This window comes from Paenibacillus sp. BAC0078, from assembly GCF_054483875.1.
The window spans coordinates 18,311-35,249 of sequence record NZ_JBTLRW010000011.1; the positions used below are offsets into that span (position 1 = coordinate 18,311).

The following is a 16,939-nucleotide window of genomic DNA, read 5'->3' on the forward strand; positions in this document are numbered from 1 at the left end:
AAGAGGCCATGCTGCATGGCTTCTTTTTGTGCCTCCGTTTCGCAGAAAATACGCCCTGTCCACTTGGACAGGGCGTATTTTATCGAGCATGAATTATACCGGCTATTGGTAGCTGATATCGTCATGGAAATCCAGAACATCCATACGGGCACGGATGCGTTCGATTTCCAATGAGGTTAATGGAGCAGTGGGAGTCAATTTGTAGTTTCTCCCTGTGATGTAGCTGATATTCTCCGCTGCCCCATTGGTCGTATATGGAAGTTTGACGACAGGGGTTTTGGAATAGTCGGTGAAATCAATGATGCTCCAGGCTGTGTCACCGTCTTTTTTGGCAAGGATAATGCGCTCTGTTGCAGTTTCCGTCCATAGATAGCGTGTATCTGCTGGAGAATTCTCTCCACTGGCTGTGGTATAGCCTGAGCCCCGGAACATGAGTGTGAATTCCGACTGTTCATTACTGTTGGCGCTTCTTGTTTTATAGATTTCCGCCAGATCATGGACGCCCAATACTTTTACATTGGTATCTTTAGGGAATCTGCTGATGAAATCCTGCCATGTTGCTTTCAGTCTAGGTGTTCTCAACACCCAATTGGTGCCAATCACCAGTGAGAGGTAATTGACCGTATTTTGGTTGCGATAAGGATTGTTGAGATACTGGGAGGCCAGGTGCAACTGGGGTTCTGCCTTCATCTCGCTTACATACGGGTCCGCCGGATGCAGAGTCCATCTGGATGCCCCTGAAGTGTAACGGGAGCCGATGGGATCAATGCTGAGTGAATTCATAAATACACTGCCACTGTTGGTAGCAGCATCCTGCGCGGGCAGCATCGGGTTATCTTTATGTGACCAGTAAGGCATCAGCGGTGATCCGTCAGCAGACAATTGGCCTACGTTAACCTGTGTTGCTGCCCACCCCATGAAGGCGTCAATCTGGAAATTGTCTTTCAGCCAGGCAGCCTGCTCGGGATTGATGGCATAGGTGGACAATGATTTGGGACGATACTTGTCAGGTATGCTCAGCCATACGGAGCTGTCTCCGTTGGTTCCCCCCTGGTGGAGGTAATTGAGCGCATTATACCTGTACATGTACAGCCACGAATTCATCTCTTCAATCCATTGGGACAGATTGTAATTGTCATTGGGATAACCGGATACGATCCCTACCTCATCCCCATACAGATCTACATATTCAAGCACCTTTTGCAGTTGAGGACGTTGTGCTTCATCGAATACGAACCGGCTGTCCATAGCCCAGGTTACCCGCAAATTAGGATCAATGGTTGTGAGTGAATCCCGCATGGTTTCCATTTCAGCAATTGTTGTAGCATTTGCTCCCGTATCTTCCAGCAGCAATGATACCGTGAAATAAGATGCTGAGCTGTATTGAGGCTGCTTTACCAATAGCTCAAAGGTGCCTAGGACACTGAAGCCTGCAAGCTCGGAGCTGAGCAGAATGCTGCCATGGATAACAGTGCCCGGAGCCGGGATGTTATAAAAGCTTGCTACCGTCCCATCCGGTGCCAGTACAGAGTATTCATCTGTAATCGAGACTTTGAGGTCTGGCGGCAAAAGCTCCGGTGTAATCTCAGCACCGTACACATCCAAGGTCACGTAAGCCAGCTTCCAATTGTCCACAGATACATTGAATGAAGCATCAATTGAATCGGTAGTAGTCTGGATAGAATCAACTGCCTTGTACACAGGCGGAGTTGCTGTTGGTACGGGTGAAGCGGACGGAGCTAGTGTTGCTGTTGGTACAGGTGAAGCAGATGGAACAGGTGAAGCTGTTGGTGCAGGTGAAGCCGATGGTACAGGTGAAGCTGTTGGTACAGGTGAAGCGGATGGAGCAGGTGAAGCTGTTGGTGCAGGTGAAGCCGATGGAGCAGGTGAAGCTGTTGGTACAGGTGAAGCTGTTGGTGCAGGTGAAGCCGATGGAGCAGGTGAAGCCGATGGAGCAGGTGAAGCTGTTGGTGCAGGTGAAGCGGATGGAACTGGTGAAGCCGATGGAGCAGGTGAAGCTGTTGGTGCAGGTGAAGCGGACGGAACTGGTGAAGCTGATGGTACAGGTGAAGCAGATGGCATCGGTGTAGGTGTATGTGAAGCAGATGGCACCGATGGTGCATGTGAAGCGGATGGCACCGGCATTGGTGCAGGTAGAGCCGTTGGCACCGGTGTTGGAGCAGGTGAAGCAGGTGGCACCGGTGTCGGTGCAGGTGAAGCAGATGGAGCCGGTGTTGGAGCAGGTGAAGCAGGTGGAGCCGGTGTTGGAGCAGGTGAAGCAGGTGGAGCTGGTGTTGGTGCAGGTGAAACAGGTGGAGCTGGTGTTGGTGCATGTGAAGCAGATGGTACCGGTGTTGGTGCGTGTGAAGCAGATGGTGCCGGTGTTGGTGCATTTGAAGCAGATGGAACTGGAATTGTTGTTGGTAAATCAGTTGTAACCGGATTTTGCGGATCTTTGATATCTGTATTTCTTGGTGGTACGCCTCTGGGAACAGTGGATTCCTCCGGCAATTGTTCCAGCGATGGGTCTTCCGGTAATCCATTTCCGTGCTCTAGCAGGTCTTGTATCCGCGAGGGATCATTAAACAACAGGTAAGCCTGAGCAGTTACTTTAACGGCGCTCTGGCGGTCAACCAATTGTTTTGGGTTGAACCGGTGCTGTTCATCTCCTTGGAATAGCTGGAGCTGCTGGGCCGCCCAGACGCTTGCTCGGGCTTCTTCGGAAATAGAAGAAGCATCCTTAAACGTAGGCACATGCCCCTGTTGTTGGACCAGGTCATACAGTCCAAAGGCCCGGATATACCACACAGCCAAGCTCTCGCGGGTAATTGTACTTCTCCTGTGTATCGTCTGGTCCTGCAGGATGCCTGCGGACAAGAGCGAACGTATGGAGGGGGCCGCCCAATCCGGCATCTCGTCCGTTGCTAGCGGGTAGTCCACGTCGGAAACGGGAATGGATAATGCCCTGGACATCAAAGTGCCCATCTCAGCAAGGGTAATTGGCTGCAAAGGTTTGAACTTTGAATTGCCATATCCTTGAAGGACTCCCCTGTAGAACAGGTGAATAATTTCTTGACGAGCATAGCTGCGCTCTATATCCACGAATGGATTGCGCTCGGCCCTTACAGCCGAAGGGACTGCAGTAGCTCCGAATAAGATCAGGCATAGCAGAGCCAGGGTGATTCGTCGCGTGTTATTCCTCATTATGTAAGCACCCATTTTCAGTTAGTATGGGAACAGCTCATCACCTCCTTTACTCAGATATCGGTGCAATTGGGCCGATTATTTAGCGTGTCAGGAGGTAATTGAGGAAATATGTTACATGGAATTTTGCAACTGTAACAAACATTTAATATTTTCAGTTTGTCTGATCACATTTTGTGTCCGTGTTAAATTTGACATGTCAGTGAAAACTTTCACTTAGTTTTCGTTGTAGTGATAATTATCACGTAAATGTGGTAGTTGACGCGCTACAATGGCATAAAGGAACAAATTTTAAGTAATTAGAAGGGGATAGGAATCATGGCTTATAACAAACCGCAGGGGATTGCCGAAGTCACGGTGGAGAACGGAATCAAGAAAGCACACAATCCGCTCAGCACCGTACTTATTCTTGGCTTTCTGGGGGGAGCGTTCATCGCGCTCGGATTTTTGCTGGATATTCGCGTTATTGCAGGCGCACCAAAGGAATGGGGCTCAATCGCCAACTTTATCGGAGCCTCTGTTTTCCCGGTAGGACTGATCCTGGTGCTGCTGGCCGGCGGGGAACTGCTGACAGGAAATATGATGGCGGTGCCGCTTGCTTTTATGGCGAAGAAGATTTCTCTCTGGGAAGTCATTAAGAACCTGGTGCTCATTACAATCAGCAATCTGGCTGGTGCCTTGTTCGTCGCTTATTTCTTCGGTCACGTCGTGGGCCTCACCTCAGATGGCGTATATCTGGACAAACTCGTTGATATGGCCGGCCACAAGATTGATGCCAGCTTTCTGCAGGCTTTTATCTCCGGTATTGGTTGTAACTGGCTCGTTGCTTTGGCGGTGTGGCTCTCTTACGGGGCAGATAATTTCAGCGGAAAAATTCTCGGGATCTGGTTCCCAACCATGGCGTTTGTAGCCATCGGCTTCCAGCACGTTGTAGCCAATATGTTCCTTATCCCTGCTGCTATATTTGAAGGACACTTTACCTGGGGGCAATATTTCGGCAATTTTGCTCCGGTCTGGCTGGGCAATCTCACGGGCGGTGCAATCTTCGTCGCGTTCGCTTACTGGATGGCTTATCTGCGCAAAGCGCCAGCAGCTGCTCCATCCGTGGAAGGCATCTCCGCTGCTGGTGTGAAGAAACACGCATAAATATTTCCGGCTCACATGAGCTGAGATGATGATAGAGGCACTCTTCGGAATTTTTCGGGGAGTGTTTTTTGTGTGGAAGGATGGTCTGCAGACACAAAATTCGCCGTGCTTTCCGACTCGGGGGAACGAAATCGGGCTCACGGCGAATTCAGGCGAGTTCATAGGGAGTGTTTCATAAGCTCTATTACCCGGGAATAAGGGGGACGAATCAGGAGGTTTCGCTTGCTTTCTTTACGTTAATCAGTTGCAGCTATAGAATATATAGAATACAACTATTCAATAGACAAGGAGGTCTGCGAGCAATGAGCTTCAGCGGAGATGGGATTTTTCCGGCGGTATGTCCCCTGGATTGCCCCGATACATGCGGACTTCTGGTGCATAAGCAGGATGGCAAAATCATTAAGGTAGAGGGAAATCCTGAACATCCGGTGACCAAGGGAGCTATCTGCAACAAGGTGCGGAATATGGCAGAGCGGGTGCATCACCCGGAACGCCTGCTTCACCCGCTGCGCCGTGTAGGACCGAAAGGCAGCGGTTCCTTCGAGCCGATCAGTTGGGAGGAGGCAATTAGCGAAATTGCCGGCCGCTTCAAGAAGCTGTCAGCAGAATACGGACCGGAGAGCATCCTTCCGTACAGCTTCTACGGTAACATGGGCGTGCTTAGCGTGGAAGGGATGGACCGGCGGTTCTTTAATAGGCTCGGCGCAAGCCGCCTGGAACGGGCTATCTGCAATTCGGCGGGCACCGCCGGCTGGAAATATACGATGGGCTTTGGCGGCGGGACAAGTCCTGAGGATACGGTGAATGCCGATTTGATCATTGTCTGGGGCGGCAACATTATCAGCACGAACATGCACCAGGTGGTCTACACCGAGCAAGCCCGCAAACGGGGCGCAAAGGTGGTTGTCATTGATGTGCACCGCAACCGGACAGCTCAGTGGGCGGACTGGTTCCTGCCGCTGTATCCGGGCACGGATTCGGCGCTGGCGCTGGGGCTGATGCATATTCTGTTCCGGGATGGGATGACGGATGATGCTTTTCTTGAGCAGTATACGATAGGCCATCAGGAGCTGCGCGAGCATGTGCTCGCCTATCCGCCCCAGCGGGTTGCAGAGATCACAGGCATTGCAGTGGACGACATTGAGAAGCTCGCCAAAATGTACGGCGAAGCCAGAGTCTCACATATTCACATCGGCAACGGTCTGCAGCATCATGATAACGGCGGCATGAATGTCCGCAGCATCACCTGCCTTCCGGCACTCACCGGAGCATGGCTGAAGACCGGAGGCGGAGCGATCAAATCAAATAGCGGCTACAGCTCCACGAATGACCGCGCGCTGACCCGCCCGGATCTGCGCCCGAACCGGGGGACCCGGACAATTAATATGAACCGGATCGGCGAAGCGCTGGAGATGAAGGAGCAGCCAGTAATGGGGATGTTCGTCTACTGCAGCAATCCCGTTGTTGTGGCTCCCAATGCTGACCGGGTACGGGCGGGATTCGCGCGCGAGGATCTGTTCACGGTTGTGCATGATCTCTTCATGACCGACACGGCGCTGTATGCCGATATCGTGCTGCCGGCGACCACTTCATTTGAGAATGTTGATCTGTACACATCGTACTGGCATCACTACATCCAGCTTCAGGAGCCTGTGCTTAAAGCGCCGGGGGAATGCAAAAGCAATGTGGAGGTCTTCGCGCTGCTGGGCCGGGCGATGGGCTTCGACGCGGAAGCCTTCAGCGAGTCCGAATATGAGATGATCCGCCAGGCACTGGATTACCCGCGCAACCCATATCTAAATGGTGTTACGCTGGAGCGGCTGATTGACGAGCGGTTCGTGAAGCTGGACATGACTCCGCAGGCGGATTATCTGAAGAACCTTCCGACCCCCTCAGGCAAAATAGAGCTATTCTCCAAAGCCATGCAGCTTGCCGGATTGCCTGCGCTGCCTACATATATGCCGCTGAAGGAAGGTTATGACGGTGTACGGCGGCCGCAGCCGGGAGCGGATTATCCGCTGATGTTCATTTCTCCGCCGAATCATAATTTCTTGAACTCCAATTTCGCCAATGTCCAGAAGCACCAGCGGATGGAGAAGCGGCCGACGCTGCAGATCCACCCCGAGGATGCAGCGGCGCGGGGGATCGAGGATGGCGACGAGCTGACTGTATACAACGATAGAGGCGCTATTGAGCTTTGGGCGATGGTAACGGACAAGATGCTGCCGGGCACAGTGATCAGCCAGGGGCTGTGGTGGGAAGGCAAGGGACGCAGACAGAGAGTAAATGTGCTCACGCCGGACCGGCTGAGCGATATGGGGAACGGGGCGACTTTTTTCTCGGGTACGGTTGAAGTGAAGCGCCGCTCAGAGCCACATGATTATGATATGATAACGCGATAAAGCGGTAATTCGTATACTTGCCTTGACCCTGTTTTCGGATGATACTGGTTAAATTAATGACACATAGTTAACAGGGGATGAAATACAAAATATGAAGTTTTTGCAAGCTTATCCAAAGGAAGTCAAAGTGTTCCTGATTGCCAGCCTGATTAACGCAACCGGCAGCGCTTTGATGTGGCCGCTTGTTTCGATGTACGTATTCGATGAGCTTGGCCGCAGCATGAAGGATGCAGGCTTCGTGCTGCTTATTCAGAGTCTCGGAGGGATCGCAGGCCAGCTGCTGGGCGGCTCGCTCTACCATAAGGTCGGCGTTAACCGGCTGATTGTAGGGGCTTTGGCCCTGACTGCCCTAACCTTGTTCACTCTTCCAGCGGCAAGCGGCAACTGGTATATCTTCATCGCCGTCATGGGGTTGTTCGGACTGTTCAACTCGTTGTCGCTGCCTGCCATCCAGGCGTTTATCGGGTTCCGTTTTGCTGAGCAGCGTGCAGATCTTTTTAATGTCATTTATGTATCCAATAACATAGGGGTTGCGCTGGGAACGTCGCTTAGCGGCTTCCTTGGCAACTATATGCTGAGCTTTGTGCTGAACGGTGTGACTTCGGCGGTGTTTGCCGTATTTTTCTTTGTATATTTGCGCAGGGTAGGTACTGTACCGCCTCATCAGCAGACGCAGAGAAGACAACAGCAGCATGAGCTGTCCGGCTGGAGGCTAATGGGCCAGACACGGATCTATTTGTTCATGGCCATTGGCTCAATGTTTCTGCTGATCGGCAATTCGATCTGGAATACAGGGGTATCGCCTTTTATTATATCGGAGGGCTGGCCGAAGCAGACCTACGGGTTCCTGTGGACGCTGAACGGGATTCTGATCTTTGCCGCGCAGCCGCTGGTCAGTCTGATCAAGCGCTGGTTCGCGGCAACCTCAACGGCGCAAATGACTTCAAGCGCCATATTCTATTTGAGCGGCTACGCCGTTATTTTGCTGATGCCTACCTATCCGGGCCTGCTGCTGGCGATGGTGCTGGCTACGCTGGGTGAGATGCTGATTTCTCCGGCGATGCCGTCATTTATTTCAGATCATGCGGACCACAGTGCACCATTCTATCTTGGACTAAGCGGGGGAATTGGCGCGGTAGGCAGAGTCATCGGGCCGTATCTGATGGGTGTTCAGTTTGACAACGGAGGGCTGGCGCCAACGGGGTGGCTTGCTTGCGGAATGGCTGTTTTGTCGGTGGGCTTTTTCGGGTTCCACGCCTACATCAACCGTTCAGCCCGTACACTGGACCGCAATGCGGCATAAATCCAGGCCAAAGCACACGATGCTGGTATTGTCCGTATGTAGATATTAGCGCAAGGCAAGGGGTGTAAAAGCGATGCAACAACTTAACAGAGATACCTTTATCATCCGGCCCTCGGAGATTAGAGATGTCCGTGAGCTGATTATTCTTGATAATATGATCTGGACGGAGGACACAACGCCCGGCCCTCTAAGCTGGCGTTCACCAGAGGATTATCTGCTGCATACCCCGCCCGGATCTCAACTGGTTGCTCTGCAGGATGAGGAGCTGTGCGGATATGTCGGCTTCGGCTGTCCGAGCGGGATGGAGAGCAACCGCCATGTGTGCGAGATCAATATTGCTGTTCACCCGCGCTTTCAGCGCCGGGGCGTTGGAGGACGGCTGATGGAAGCGATCAAAAGCCATGCGGCTGAGCACGCCATCCGTAAGCTGCGGCTGCGGGTGCTGTCCTCAAACGGGCCTGCACTTTCGTTCTACCGCAAATGCGGATTTCAGGAAGAAGGCCGTTTGCGTGAGGAATTTTATCTCGGCGGACGTTATGTGGATGAGGTGTTTATGAGCTGTATGCTGATTGGAGGTAATGAGGATGGAAGTCATCTCGCTTAATGTAGGTAAACCAAAGACCGTAGACTACCGCGGCAAGCCGCTGGAAACGGGAATTTACAAGCTCCCTGCCGCCGGTAGAGTTCAGCTTCATCTCGAAGGCTTCGACGGTGACGGGCAAGCGGATCTGGTGAATCACGGCGGCCCTGACAAGGCGGTGTGTGTCTACCCGATTGAGCATTATGCCTATTGGGAGCAGCAGCTCGGGAAAAAGCTGGAGTATTCTGCCTTCGGCGAGAATATCACCGCCAGCGGATTGCTGGAGACCGAGGTCTGTATCGGCGATGTATACGAGATCGGCTCGGCGCTGCTGCAGGTCAGCCAGCCGCGTTTTCCGTGCTATAAGCTCTCGCAAAAGCACGGCCCGGCTGAAATGCCGGCCCAGGTGCTGGCTACCGGGTACAGCGGCTTCTATTTCCGCGTGCTGCGCGAGGGGCGGATTGCCACCGGGGATAGGATCGTCAAGAAGGAGAGCGGTGCGGGCGGTTTTCCCGTCAGCCGGGTGCTCTATCTGATGGAGCATGGACGCAAGGATAAGACGGACCTTGCCGAGCTGTCCGAACTGGACACTCTGTCCGCCGTCACCCGGGCGAAGTTCCGGGGATGGCTGGATGCTGCAGAGAGCTAGTCCTGCTGCTATTCCAGTGCCAGCGTCTGATACATACGTGCAGCGTCTGCAAAAACGCACTTCGTGCTGTTGTGTGAAGCTAATTAGTATGCCATAGTGAGTCACGTTGTCGCAGCTCCTCTGGTAGCGTCAAAGTTAGGGCGAACTGAAGAAGGGTATAGCGGATGTATGTGTTTAGGAGTCTCGTTCAGGCTGGTGAGCTGGAGCAGATTGACTCGCGGAGAATATAGCCTTATTATTAACTTAACGATCGTTAAGTTAATAATAAGAGGAGGGTATGATAATTCAACAACAGAAGGCAAAAAAAATGACTAACCGTGATCTTCAGGCGATAGAGCGAAAAAAGCAAATTTTAATGATTGCCAAGCAATTGTTTGCAGATAAAGGGTATCACGCGACATCCATGAGAGAGTTGAATAAAGCAATTGGCATGACAGAAGCATTGACATATCACTACTTTCCGGGCGGAAAGCTGGAGATATTAAGGAATGTACTGCAACATGCTCAGGAAGAACGAATTAATGGCTTTGTGACTTTTTTCAACGTTACGTTTGATTCCAATGCACCATTGAAGGAGATTCTTACACACTTAATTCAGGGATTTTCGGAAAGGGTCATTCTGGATAAAGAGTATTTCCAGATCCTAATAAGGGACCGCAATTTGCTCGAACAAGAGGACAAAGATGCGTTAGACAGATTAACTCGTTTACCCTTTGGAGCGATGTCCTCCTTCCTGACAAAGCAGTATGAGCAGGGAAAGATTCGCAGTATGAATTTCGAGATTGCTGCATCTCAATTTTTATCCCATATTGTGGTTTTGATCGTCCAACAAATGCTAGATGGTCGTATGTTGGATGTAGACACCATTCATTCTTTAACCGACTTTTATGTTCATCTTTGGTCGAACTAATGCCAAGTCGGTTCTTTTTTTAATAATTTAATTCAACGAACGTTAGGTTAATAAAATTGCTTGGGAGTTGAGAACATGGAAATGATTCGTACAGATGGCTTAACCAAGGTATACAACGGAAAAACCATTTTGGATCGTGTTAGCTTGTCGGTCAAGAAGGGTGAAATTTATGGATTTCTCGGTTTGAATGGAGCAGGCAAAACGACGACAATTCGAACATTGCTCGGAATGATTAAGCCAACGGCTGGAGAGGTGAGGTTGCTTGGCAAAAAATTAACGAAGGGAGGGGATTTGTGGAATCACGTGGGCTATATGGTTGAGGTGCCCTATTCATATTCGAGCTTTACCGTAAGAGAGAACTTGGAGTTGTATGCCAAGATGCGCGGCTTAAAAGAACGCTCTGCGGTTGATACGGTTATTGATAAGGTCATGCTGGGGCCTTACACGAATACCCAAGCGGGAAATTTGTCCTTGGGCAACGCGCAAAAGCTGGGGCTGGCCAAAGCGCTTATCCATAATCCTGAAATATTGATACTGGATGAACCAACAAATGCCTTAGACCCCGCGGGTATTGTAGGAATCCGGGAATTGCTTGCAGCTCTGTCTTCTGAGGGGGTGACCATATTTATATCCAGCCACATTCTGGAGGAAATGTCTAAGCTGGCTTCACGCATTGGCATTATTCATAAAGGCGTCCTCCTTCAAGAAATCTCTGCCCTGGAATTTGATCGCTTGCGGCGAAAATGCTTGTATGTCGATGTGCGGGGAAATGAAGAACGGGCCAAGGAGCAGTTAACTAAATTGGGCTACGCCCCGGATGTTGATCATGGCGATATTCTGAAAATTTCAGAGCCAGGCGCGATTCAGCATCCCGAGCGTGTCTCCCGGTTGCTGGCTGATGCTGATATACCGCTCTATTCGCTAAGAATAGTGGAAGAGGAACTGGAGTCCTATTTTCTTAACATGGTCGGAGAAAATCAGTCAAGGGGGCTAGAGAAGGATGCGTGAATTGTTCACCGTAATGATGGTTGAAAACAAAAAGCTATATCGCTCATACGTATTATGGGGATCTTTGGCCTTCTATATCTTTGTGTGTGTGATTCGTGCCGGAGATGCGGATTGGAACACTTATCTTGGGAATGTGGTGTTTATGTTCGCCAGTGTGCTCGGAATTGTCGGCTTTGCTGTTCTAACAAGCTGGTCGTTTGGACGCGAATATACGGACCGAACACTGAAGGATCTTCTGGCATTGCCTGTGTCACGCGGCAAGGTTATTGCTGCGAAAACATTGATTAGCCTGGCATGGTGCCTGATTATGGCGGAAGCGGCATTCCTATTCTCTTTGTTGATCGGCTCACTGACCGGACTTTCCGGCTTTTCCGAATCGTTGGTATTACACTATTATATTCAACTAATTATTACGGTCGTGATGCAATTGCTGCTATGTGGTCCGGTTATTTTCCTGACCAGTCTGTCTCGAGGCTACCTGATGCCGATTGTGTATTCGTTTATGACCATGATGCTAGCCTTGATTGCAGGCCCGACCCCATTTGCTAAGTATTTGCCCTGGGCCATACCTGCTCTTCAGCTTGCCGGCAGCGGCGATAGCTTATTCCCGCTCACAACGCTTAGTTATCTCATTCCTGTGACAACAGGATTAGCTGGATTTGTGGCAACCTGGGTTTGGTGGCATTGGGCGGATCATAAATGATCTTTGAGAGGCTCTGTGAACCGAACCTGGAGTAGCCTCCAGTGTCATTGTATCTGCAGGTTTCAAGCTTTGCCGTTCCTGCTGCCGCATAGAAGAAGCTGCATAAGAGTAAAAGATCCAAAGCCCCGTGACCGCTGGTCTCCAAGGCTTTGGATTTTTTGAATCCAGCTCGCCACCCTCATCAGCCCAGCAGCTTCCACTCGCTGCGCAGCAAGCCGTAGACGGCGTGGTTCACGTAGCCGCCGGGCAGCTTCTCTGCCTGGCGGATGACGCCTTCGAACACAAAGCCCAGCCGCTCGGGGATGGCCCGGCTGGAGAGGTTGCCGGTCGCGCAGCGGATTTCGACGCGGTTAAGCTCCATCTCCAGCAGCGCGTAATCAATAAATACGCGGCAGGCGCTGGTCATGTAGCCTTTGCCTTCGTAGCCCTCACCGAGCCAGTAGCCGATGCCGACTGAGCGGTTGTGCCAGTCAATTTCATGGTAGCCGATGATGCCGGCCAGCTCTCCCCGGACCCACAGTCCGGCGGAGAATCCGCCGTTTTCGGTGCCTTGCTTCATGGCGTTTTTGATAAAAGTGGTCAGATGGGCCTGCTCCGTAACGCCATCCACCCAAGGCAGCCATTGCCTGAGCCGGGCGCGCGAGCGCTCCACCAGAGCGAACATGTGGCGCGCGTGCTCCGGCATGAGCAGTTTCAGCATAAGCTCCTCATCAATGACATAATTAAACATGCGGCCGCCCCCTCTGCGATGCAAGGTCCATCTAGTTAACGTTTCTTCCATTCCAGCGCGTAGATGTCTTCCTCCAGCGATTGCATCCGCTGCTCTACGAGGGTCCGGCAGTCGCTGAGCGCCCCGTTATAAATCGCCGGACCCAGCTCTTTTAAGAAAAATTCCAGCAGATTGTCTGCCGCCAGATGGCCAATTTCCTCTCCACGCTCAGATTCGAAATAGGCGCGGATATTCTCTGTAATGATCTCCCGCTGTTCTTTGGGCAGCTTGATTGGCTTCATGAATAAGTCCCCCTTTATGCAGGTATGCAGATACAAAAACCTATACTCCCCATGCTACTCCATCCCCCGGAAATAAGTCAAAGCACCGGATGTGAAGGAGTGTCCGCAGCACAGCGGCAAACCTATTTCTTCCTGAGTTTTATTGAACATTCCCCGGTTAACGGGTATATTAAGAGGAAACATGTTCATAACAAGGAAGTAGTTATATTACAGAATGAAAGGTTGATAACTGTGGAGAACCGTGGAACACCCTCCAATTTCATCAAGAATGTCATTACCGAAGATTTGAGCTCGGGCAAAGTGAAGGAAGTGGTTACCCGCTTTCCACCGGAGCCGAACGGTTATTTACATATCGGGCATGCCAAAGCGATCTGGATTAACTTCACCCTGGCCGATGAATTCGGCGGCAAGACCAATCTGAGATTCGACGACACCAATCCGCTCAAAGAGGATACGGAGTATGTGAACTCCATTCAGGAGGACGTGAAATGGCTTGGCTATGAATGGGACGAGCTGCGTTTTGCCTCGGATTATTTCGGAGAGATGTACGAACGGGCGGAGCTGCTGATTCAAAAAGGCAAAGCTTACGTGGACGACCTTACCGCTGAGCAAATCCGTGAGTATCGCGGTACGCTGACAGAGCCGGGAGTGAACAGTCCGCACCGGGAGCGCGGAACCCAGGAGAACCTGGAGCTGTTCCGCCGCATGCGTGCAGGGGAATTCAAGGATGGGGAAAAGGTGCTCCGCGCCAAAATCGACATGTCCTCGCCGAACATCAACCTGCGTGATCCGGTTATTTACCGGATTTCCCACTCGCATCATCACAATACGGGAGATGCCTGGTGTATTTATCCGATGTATACCTTTGCTCATCCGCTTGAGGATGCAATTGAGCACGTGACGCATTCCCTTTGTTCCTTGGAGTTTGAGGATCAGCGTCCGTTCTATGACTGGGTGGTAGCGGAATGCGAAATGCCTGCTGCACCACATCAATATGAATTTGGCCGCCTCAACCTGGCCCAGACGGTAACCAGCAAGCGCAAGCTGAAGCTGCTTGTGGATGAAGGGCACGTCGACGGCTGGGATGATCCCCGCATGCCGACAATTTCCGGGCTGCGCCGCCGCGGATATACGCCGGAAGCGATCCGCAGCTTCGTGCATGAGACCGGTATTTCCAAAAGCCAGGGTCTGGTGGACCTGCAAATGCTGGAGCATTTCATCCGTGAGGACCTCAAGCTGACCGTTCCCCGGACGATGTCAGTGCTACGGCCGCTCAAGGTGGTCATCACCAACTATCCAGAGGGCGAAACGGAATGGTTTGAGATTGAGAACAATGTGGAGAATGAGGTAATGGGCACCCGCAAAATTCCGTTCTCCCGTGAAATCTATATTGAGCGCGATGACTTCATGGAGAACCCGCCGAGCAAATATTTCCGTCTCTTTCCCGGCAATGAAGTGCGCCTGAAAAATGCTTATTTCATCAAGTGTACGGACTTCATAAAGGACGAGAACGGCGAGGTTGTCGAGCTGCACTGCACGTATGACCCGGAGACCAAGAGCGGCAGCGGCTTCACCGGCCGTAAGGTTAAGGGAACATTGCACTGGGTCGATGCCAGCCAGGCTGTGCCTGCGGAATTCCGCCTCTATGAACCGCTGATTTCCGCTGAAGAAGCTGATGCGGAGGCAGAAGTTGAAGGCATGGAGCCTACCGCCGACAAGCCGGAGCAGACCTTCCTCGATCAGCTCAATCCGAAATCCATCGAGATTCTTCATGGTTTTGTGGAGCCGGGGCTGAAGGATAGTGTGCCGCAGGACAAGTTCCAATTCTTCCGTCATGGGTACTTCAACGTGGACAGCAAATATTCAGCGCCGGGACATCTGGTATTCAATCTTATCGTCTCGCTCAAAAGCTCGTTCCAGCCCGGCAAGTAGGGCTGAACTCTATAGGTGCAATAAAACAGGCTTGGCGTTCCTTTCAAGGAAGCCAAGCCTGTTTTTGAATGCAGCTCCGTCAGCGGAGGAAGAGCCGTCATCGGTTAGTCTCGAACTCCTCCAGATCATCTTCCTCCAGCTCACCCGGAGGGTGATAGCTGTCGCGGCTGGCAAGCAGCCACATCGCGCCGAATCCCAGAGTGCCGAACAGCGAGAGAAAAACGCCGGATTGGTACATGCTCTGCGCTCCGAGGTTCTGGTACAGCCAGCCGCCGAGAACGCCGCCAAGAATTCCGGAAATGCCGCTCCAGCTCAAGGTGTACAGCGCTTGTCCTGAAGAACGGTATTGCTTCGGCACCAGCAGCATGGTAAGCCGGGTACCTACATAGAAGAACCCGCCGAACGTTATGCAATGCAGCACTTGAATGAATGCCACCTGAAGCGGTGTTGTCGCATCGGCCATCAGCCACCAGCGTACGACGAACAAGGTGCTGACAAGCGCAAGCCAGCCGAGCAGGACCGGAATTCTGCGTTTCAGGAAGCGGTCGCACAGGAGCAGCACGCCTATTTCCAGAATAGAGGAAAGGAACACGGCCAGACCGATCATCGTCTTGCTGCCTCCAAGCTCAGTGATGTAGAGCGATACGAAGGTGTTGTTCATTGTGTTGGCGATGGAGACCAGAATGCCGAAGAAGATAAAACTCAGAAAGAACGGATGATAAAAGATTTGCCCGAAGCCCTTGAACGGAAACGGTGCAATTCCGATGGAATGATTGCGCCGCCTCGGCAGCACAGCCAGTGAAATCATGGCCGCAAGCAGCAGTGCGGCAAAGAGATAGGTCAATACGGAAACTCCAGCCCACTCAATAATCGGTCCAGCCGAGATTGCCGTAAGTGCCCAGCCCAGCGACCCCCATAGCCGGAAAGAGGTGAAGCGGTGCTTCGTGCCGTCAATATAGCTCAGGATCAGGGTGTTGCTCTCAGCGAACAGCGGTCCTTGGAAGAAATAGAAGAACAGGATGGAGATATACATCATTTCATATGTATTTGCTCGAAATACAAGCTGGGATAACACCAGCGTCCCTGCCAGCATAAGCAGGACTATCTGCCGGATATTCTGACAGCGGTCCGTCCAGATGCCCCAGAAGGGATTGGCAATGATAGAGACCAGCGCTCCCACCGACATTAAGCTCCCGATCTCCAGCTTGTTCATCCCCACTTCCTGCAGGTATAGTGGAAAGAAGCTGGTGAAGAGGACGACTGTTCCATACAAGAAGAAGTTGAACCACCTCAAGGAGGTGAAGGAAAACTGCTTATCAGGGTTCTCCCGCAAATTGGGCACTCCTTTCCTGCAAATGCCTTGCATTCATTAGGGCAGCCCCGAACAGGCTGCTTCTATCACTGTAACATTTGTTGAAAAGGGATACAAACCAACTTTAAAGGATATTTTCAAATAATTGGGAAAGTGGTGGCGAAATGGAGATTACGGGTGTTATTTTGGCAGGGGGAACCTCACGGAGGATGGGAACCGACAAAGCACTGCTGCTACTGGCAGGAAAGCCCCTGATTGCGTACACTGCAGCCCGTTTATCGCAGATTGCAGCTACTGTCGTAATTGCCTGCGGCGAAGAAGAACGGGAGGCCTACAGGACTTTTCATTTACCTATGATTCCGGACCGTTATCCCGGACTTGGGCCGCTGGCCGGCTTGCACGCCGCGCTAATGGAAGCACACACAGAGTGGGTCGTTCTGCTGGCCTGTGATCTGCCTTTTGCTTCAGAAGGGCTGCTTCGGCATATGCTGGCGCTTATCGCTGACGGGACGGCTGCCCAGGCAATCGTGCCAGTCACATCCGAAGGCAAAGTCCAGCCGCTGCTGGCGCTCTATCACCGGAGCATCCTGCCTGTTCTTGAAGAGGCGCTGAAGCGGAATGAGCTGCGGGTAATGGATTTTCTTGCCGGACTTACGGTACATTATGTTCATGAAGGAGACTATCCCGAGGGTCCGGGAACACACGGCTTGTCCCTGCTTAACATGAACACACCGGAGGATTACGAGGCCGCCCTCAAGCTGGCTTCAGCTCAAAAGTAG

The 16,939-nt window shown here is 51.9% G+C and carries 16 protein-coding genes and 1 pseudogene; 12 read left to right on the forward strand and 5 right to left on the reverse strand.

Annotated elements, in window-relative coordinates:
* Window positions 1-102 precede the first annotated feature (102 nt).
* The gene (locus ACX1DY_RS19930; RefSeq protein WP_458966105.1) at window positions 103-1,701 is read right to left on the reverse strand and encodes a hypothetical protein; all 1,599 of its coding nucleotides are present in this window, start codon (window positions 1,699-1,701) and stop codon (window positions 103-105) included.
* 14 nt (window positions 1,702-1,715) lie between these two features.
* On the opposite strand from ACX1DY_RS19930, the gene ACX1DY_RS19935 reads away from it, so the two are divergent.
* Window positions 1,716-2,090 carry a hypothetical protein gene (locus ACX1DY_RS19935; RefSeq protein ID WP_458966106.1) on the forward strand — a complete coding sequence of 125 codons (375 nt, stop codon included), beginning with the start codon at window positions 1,716-1,718 and terminating at the stop codon, window positions 2,088-2,090.
* 6 nt (window positions 2,091-2,096) lie between these two features.
* Window positions 2,097-2,438: a hypothetical protein gene (locus ACX1DY_RS19940; RefSeq protein WP_458966107.1), complete on the forward strand. Its 342-nt coding sequence runs from the start codon at window positions 2,097-2,099 to the stop codon at window positions 2,436-2,438.
* Between the two features lie 193 nt (window positions 2,439-2,631).
* On the opposite strand, the pseudogene ACX1DY_RS19945 reads toward ACX1DY_RS19940, so the two are convergent.
* Window positions 2,632-3,219 (reverse strand): annotated as a pseudogene (locus ACX1DY_RS19945) (S-layer homology domain-containing protein); the annotation flags it as partial.
* A gap of 303 nt (window positions 3,220-3,522) precedes the next feature.
* Between ACX1DY_RS19945 and ACX1DY_RS19950 the strand changes: the two are divergent.
* From ACX1DY_RS19950 to ACX1DY_RS19985, 8 genes are all read left to right on the forward strand, one after another.
* Entirely contained in the window at window positions 3,523-4,350 is an 828-nt protein-coding gene (locus ACX1DY_RS19950) for a formate/nitrite transporter family protein (protein ID WP_458965948.1), read from the forward strand.
* A gap of 302 nt (window positions 4,351-4,652) precedes the next feature.
* On the forward strand, window positions 4,653-6,752 hold the full coding sequence (locus ACX1DY_RS19955) for a molybdopterin-containing oxidoreductase family protein (protein ID WP_458965949.1): 2,100 nt from the start codon (window positions 4,653-4,655) through the stop codon (window positions 6,750-6,752).
* Window positions 6,753-6,843: 91 nt separating this feature from the next.
* Window positions 6,844-8,055, forward strand: a complete 1,212-nt coding sequence (locus ACX1DY_RS19960) for an MFS transporter (protein ID WP_458965950.1) — start codon at window positions 6,844-6,846, stop codon at window positions 8,053-8,055.
* Window positions 8,056-8,128: 73 nt separating this feature from the next.
* The gene (locus ACX1DY_RS19965) at window positions 8,129-8,659 is read left to right on the forward strand and encodes a GNAT family N-acetyltransferase (RefSeq protein ID WP_458965951.1); all 531 of its coding nucleotides are present in this window, start codon (window positions 8,129-8,131) and stop codon (window positions 8,657-8,659) included.
* Window positions 8,625-9,284: an MOSC domain-containing protein gene (locus ACX1DY_RS19970; RefSeq protein WP_458965952.1), complete on the forward strand. Its 660-nt coding sequence runs from the start codon at window positions 8,625-8,627 to the stop codon at window positions 9,282-9,284. The genes ACX1DY_RS19965 and ACX1DY_RS19970 overlap by 35 nt, the downstream gene beginning before the upstream one ends.
* Window positions 9,285-9,591: 307 nt before the next feature.
* Complete coding sequence (locus ACX1DY_RS19975; RefSeq protein ID WP_458965953.1) at window positions 9,592-10,194, forward strand: TetR/AcrR family transcriptional regulator; 603 nt, start codon at window positions 9,592-9,594, stop codon at window positions 10,192-10,194.
* 75 nt (window positions 10,195-10,269) lie between these two features.
* The gene (locus ACX1DY_RS19980; protein ID WP_458965954.1) at window positions 10,270-11,202 is read left to right on the forward strand and encodes an ABC transporter ATP-binding protein; all 933 of its coding nucleotides are present in this window, start codon (window positions 10,270-10,272) and stop codon (window positions 11,200-11,202) included.
* Entirely contained in the window at window positions 11,195-11,905 is a 711-nt protein-coding gene (locus ACX1DY_RS19985; RefSeq protein WP_458965955.1) for an ABC transporter permease, read from the forward strand. The genes ACX1DY_RS19980 and ACX1DY_RS19985 overlap by 8 nt, the downstream gene beginning before the upstream one ends.
* A 181-nt stretch (window positions 11,906-12,086) precedes the next feature.
* Here the strand turns inward: ACX1DY_RS19985 and ACX1DY_RS19990 are convergent, their stop codons facing one another.
* Both ACX1DY_RS19990 and ACX1DY_RS19995 read right to left on the reverse strand, forming a co-directional pair.
* Complete coding sequence (locus ACX1DY_RS19990; RefSeq protein WP_458965956.1) at window positions 12,087-12,635, reverse strand: GNAT family N-acetyltransferase; 549 nt, start codon at window positions 12,633-12,635, stop codon at window positions 12,087-12,089.
* A 35-nt stretch (window positions 12,636-12,670) separates the two neighbouring features.
* Complete coding sequence (locus tag ACX1DY_RS19995; RefSeq protein ID WP_458965957.1) at window positions 12,671-12,916, reverse strand: DUF2164 domain-containing protein; 246 nt, start codon at window positions 12,914-12,916, stop codon at window positions 12,671-12,673.
* Window positions 12,917-13,147: 231 nt separating this feature from the next.
* Here ACX1DY_RS19995 and ACX1DY_RS20000 point away from each other — a divergent pair, with 231 nt between their 5' ends.
* Window positions 13,148-14,848, forward strand: coding sequence for a glutamine--tRNA ligase/YqeY domain fusion protein (locus ACX1DY_RS20000; protein WP_458965958.1), 1,701 nt, complete (start codon window positions 13,148-13,150; stop codon window positions 14,846-14,848).
* 97 nt (window positions 14,849-14,945) lie between these two features.
* On the opposite strand, the gene ACX1DY_RS20005 is transcribed toward ACX1DY_RS20000, so the two are convergent.
* Window positions 14,946-16,181 (reverse strand): MFS transporter, encoded by a 1,236-nt coding sequence (locus tag ACX1DY_RS20005; protein WP_458965959.1) that lies wholly within the window; start codon window positions 16,179-16,181, stop codon window positions 14,946-14,948.
* Window positions 16,182-16,324: 143 nt separating this feature from the next.
* Here ACX1DY_RS20005 and mobA point away from each other — a divergent pair, with 143 nt between their 5' ends.
* Window positions 16,325-16,939, forward strand: coding sequence for a molybdenum cofactor guanylyltransferase (mobA, locus tag ACX1DY_RS20010; protein ID WP_458965960.1), 615 nt, complete (start codon window positions 16,325-16,327; stop codon window positions 16,937-16,939).

Bases quoted from the DNA above. Each gene is read 5' to 3' on its own strand.
- mobA (WP_458965960.1), top strand. From the start codon at position 16,325: ATGGAGATTACGGGTGTTATTTTGGCAGGGGGAACCTCACGGAGGATG.
- ACX1DY_RS19985 (WP_458965955.1), top strand. From the start codon at position 11,195: ATGCGTGAATTGTTCACCGTAATGATGGTTGAAAACAAAAAGCTATAT.
- ACX1DY_RS19995 (WP_458965957.1), bottom strand. From the start codon at position 12,916: ATGAAGCCAATCAAGCTGCCCAAAGAACAGCGGGAGATCATTACAGAG.
- ACX1DY_RS19955 (WP_458965949.1), top strand. From the start codon at position 4,653: ATGAGCTTCAGCGGAGATGGGATTTTTCCGGCGGTATGTCCCCTGGAT.
- ACX1DY_RS19990 (WP_458965956.1), bottom strand. From the start codon at position 12,635: ATGTTTAATTATGTCATTGATGAGGAGCTTATGCTGAAACTGCTCATG.
- ACX1DY_RS19965 (WP_458965951.1), top strand. From the start codon at position 8,129: ATGCAACAACTTAACAGAGATACCTTTATCATCCGGCCCTCGGAGATT.
- ACX1DY_RS19960 (WP_458965950.1), top strand. From the start codon at position 6,844: ATGAAGTTTTTGCAAGCTTATCCAAAGGAAGTCAAAGTGTTCCTGATT.
- ACX1DY_RS19950 (WP_458965948.1), top strand. From the start codon at position 3,523: ATGGCTTATAACAAACCGCAGGGGATTGCCGAAGTCACGGTGGAGAAC.
- ACX1DY_RS19980 (WP_458965954.1), top strand. From the start codon at position 10,270: ATGGAAATGATTCGTACAGATGGCTTAACCAAGGTATACAACGGAAAA.
- ACX1DY_RS19975 (WP_458965953.1), top strand. From the start codon at position 9,592: ATGACTAACCGTGATCTTCAGGCGATAGAGCGAAAAAAGCAAATTTTA.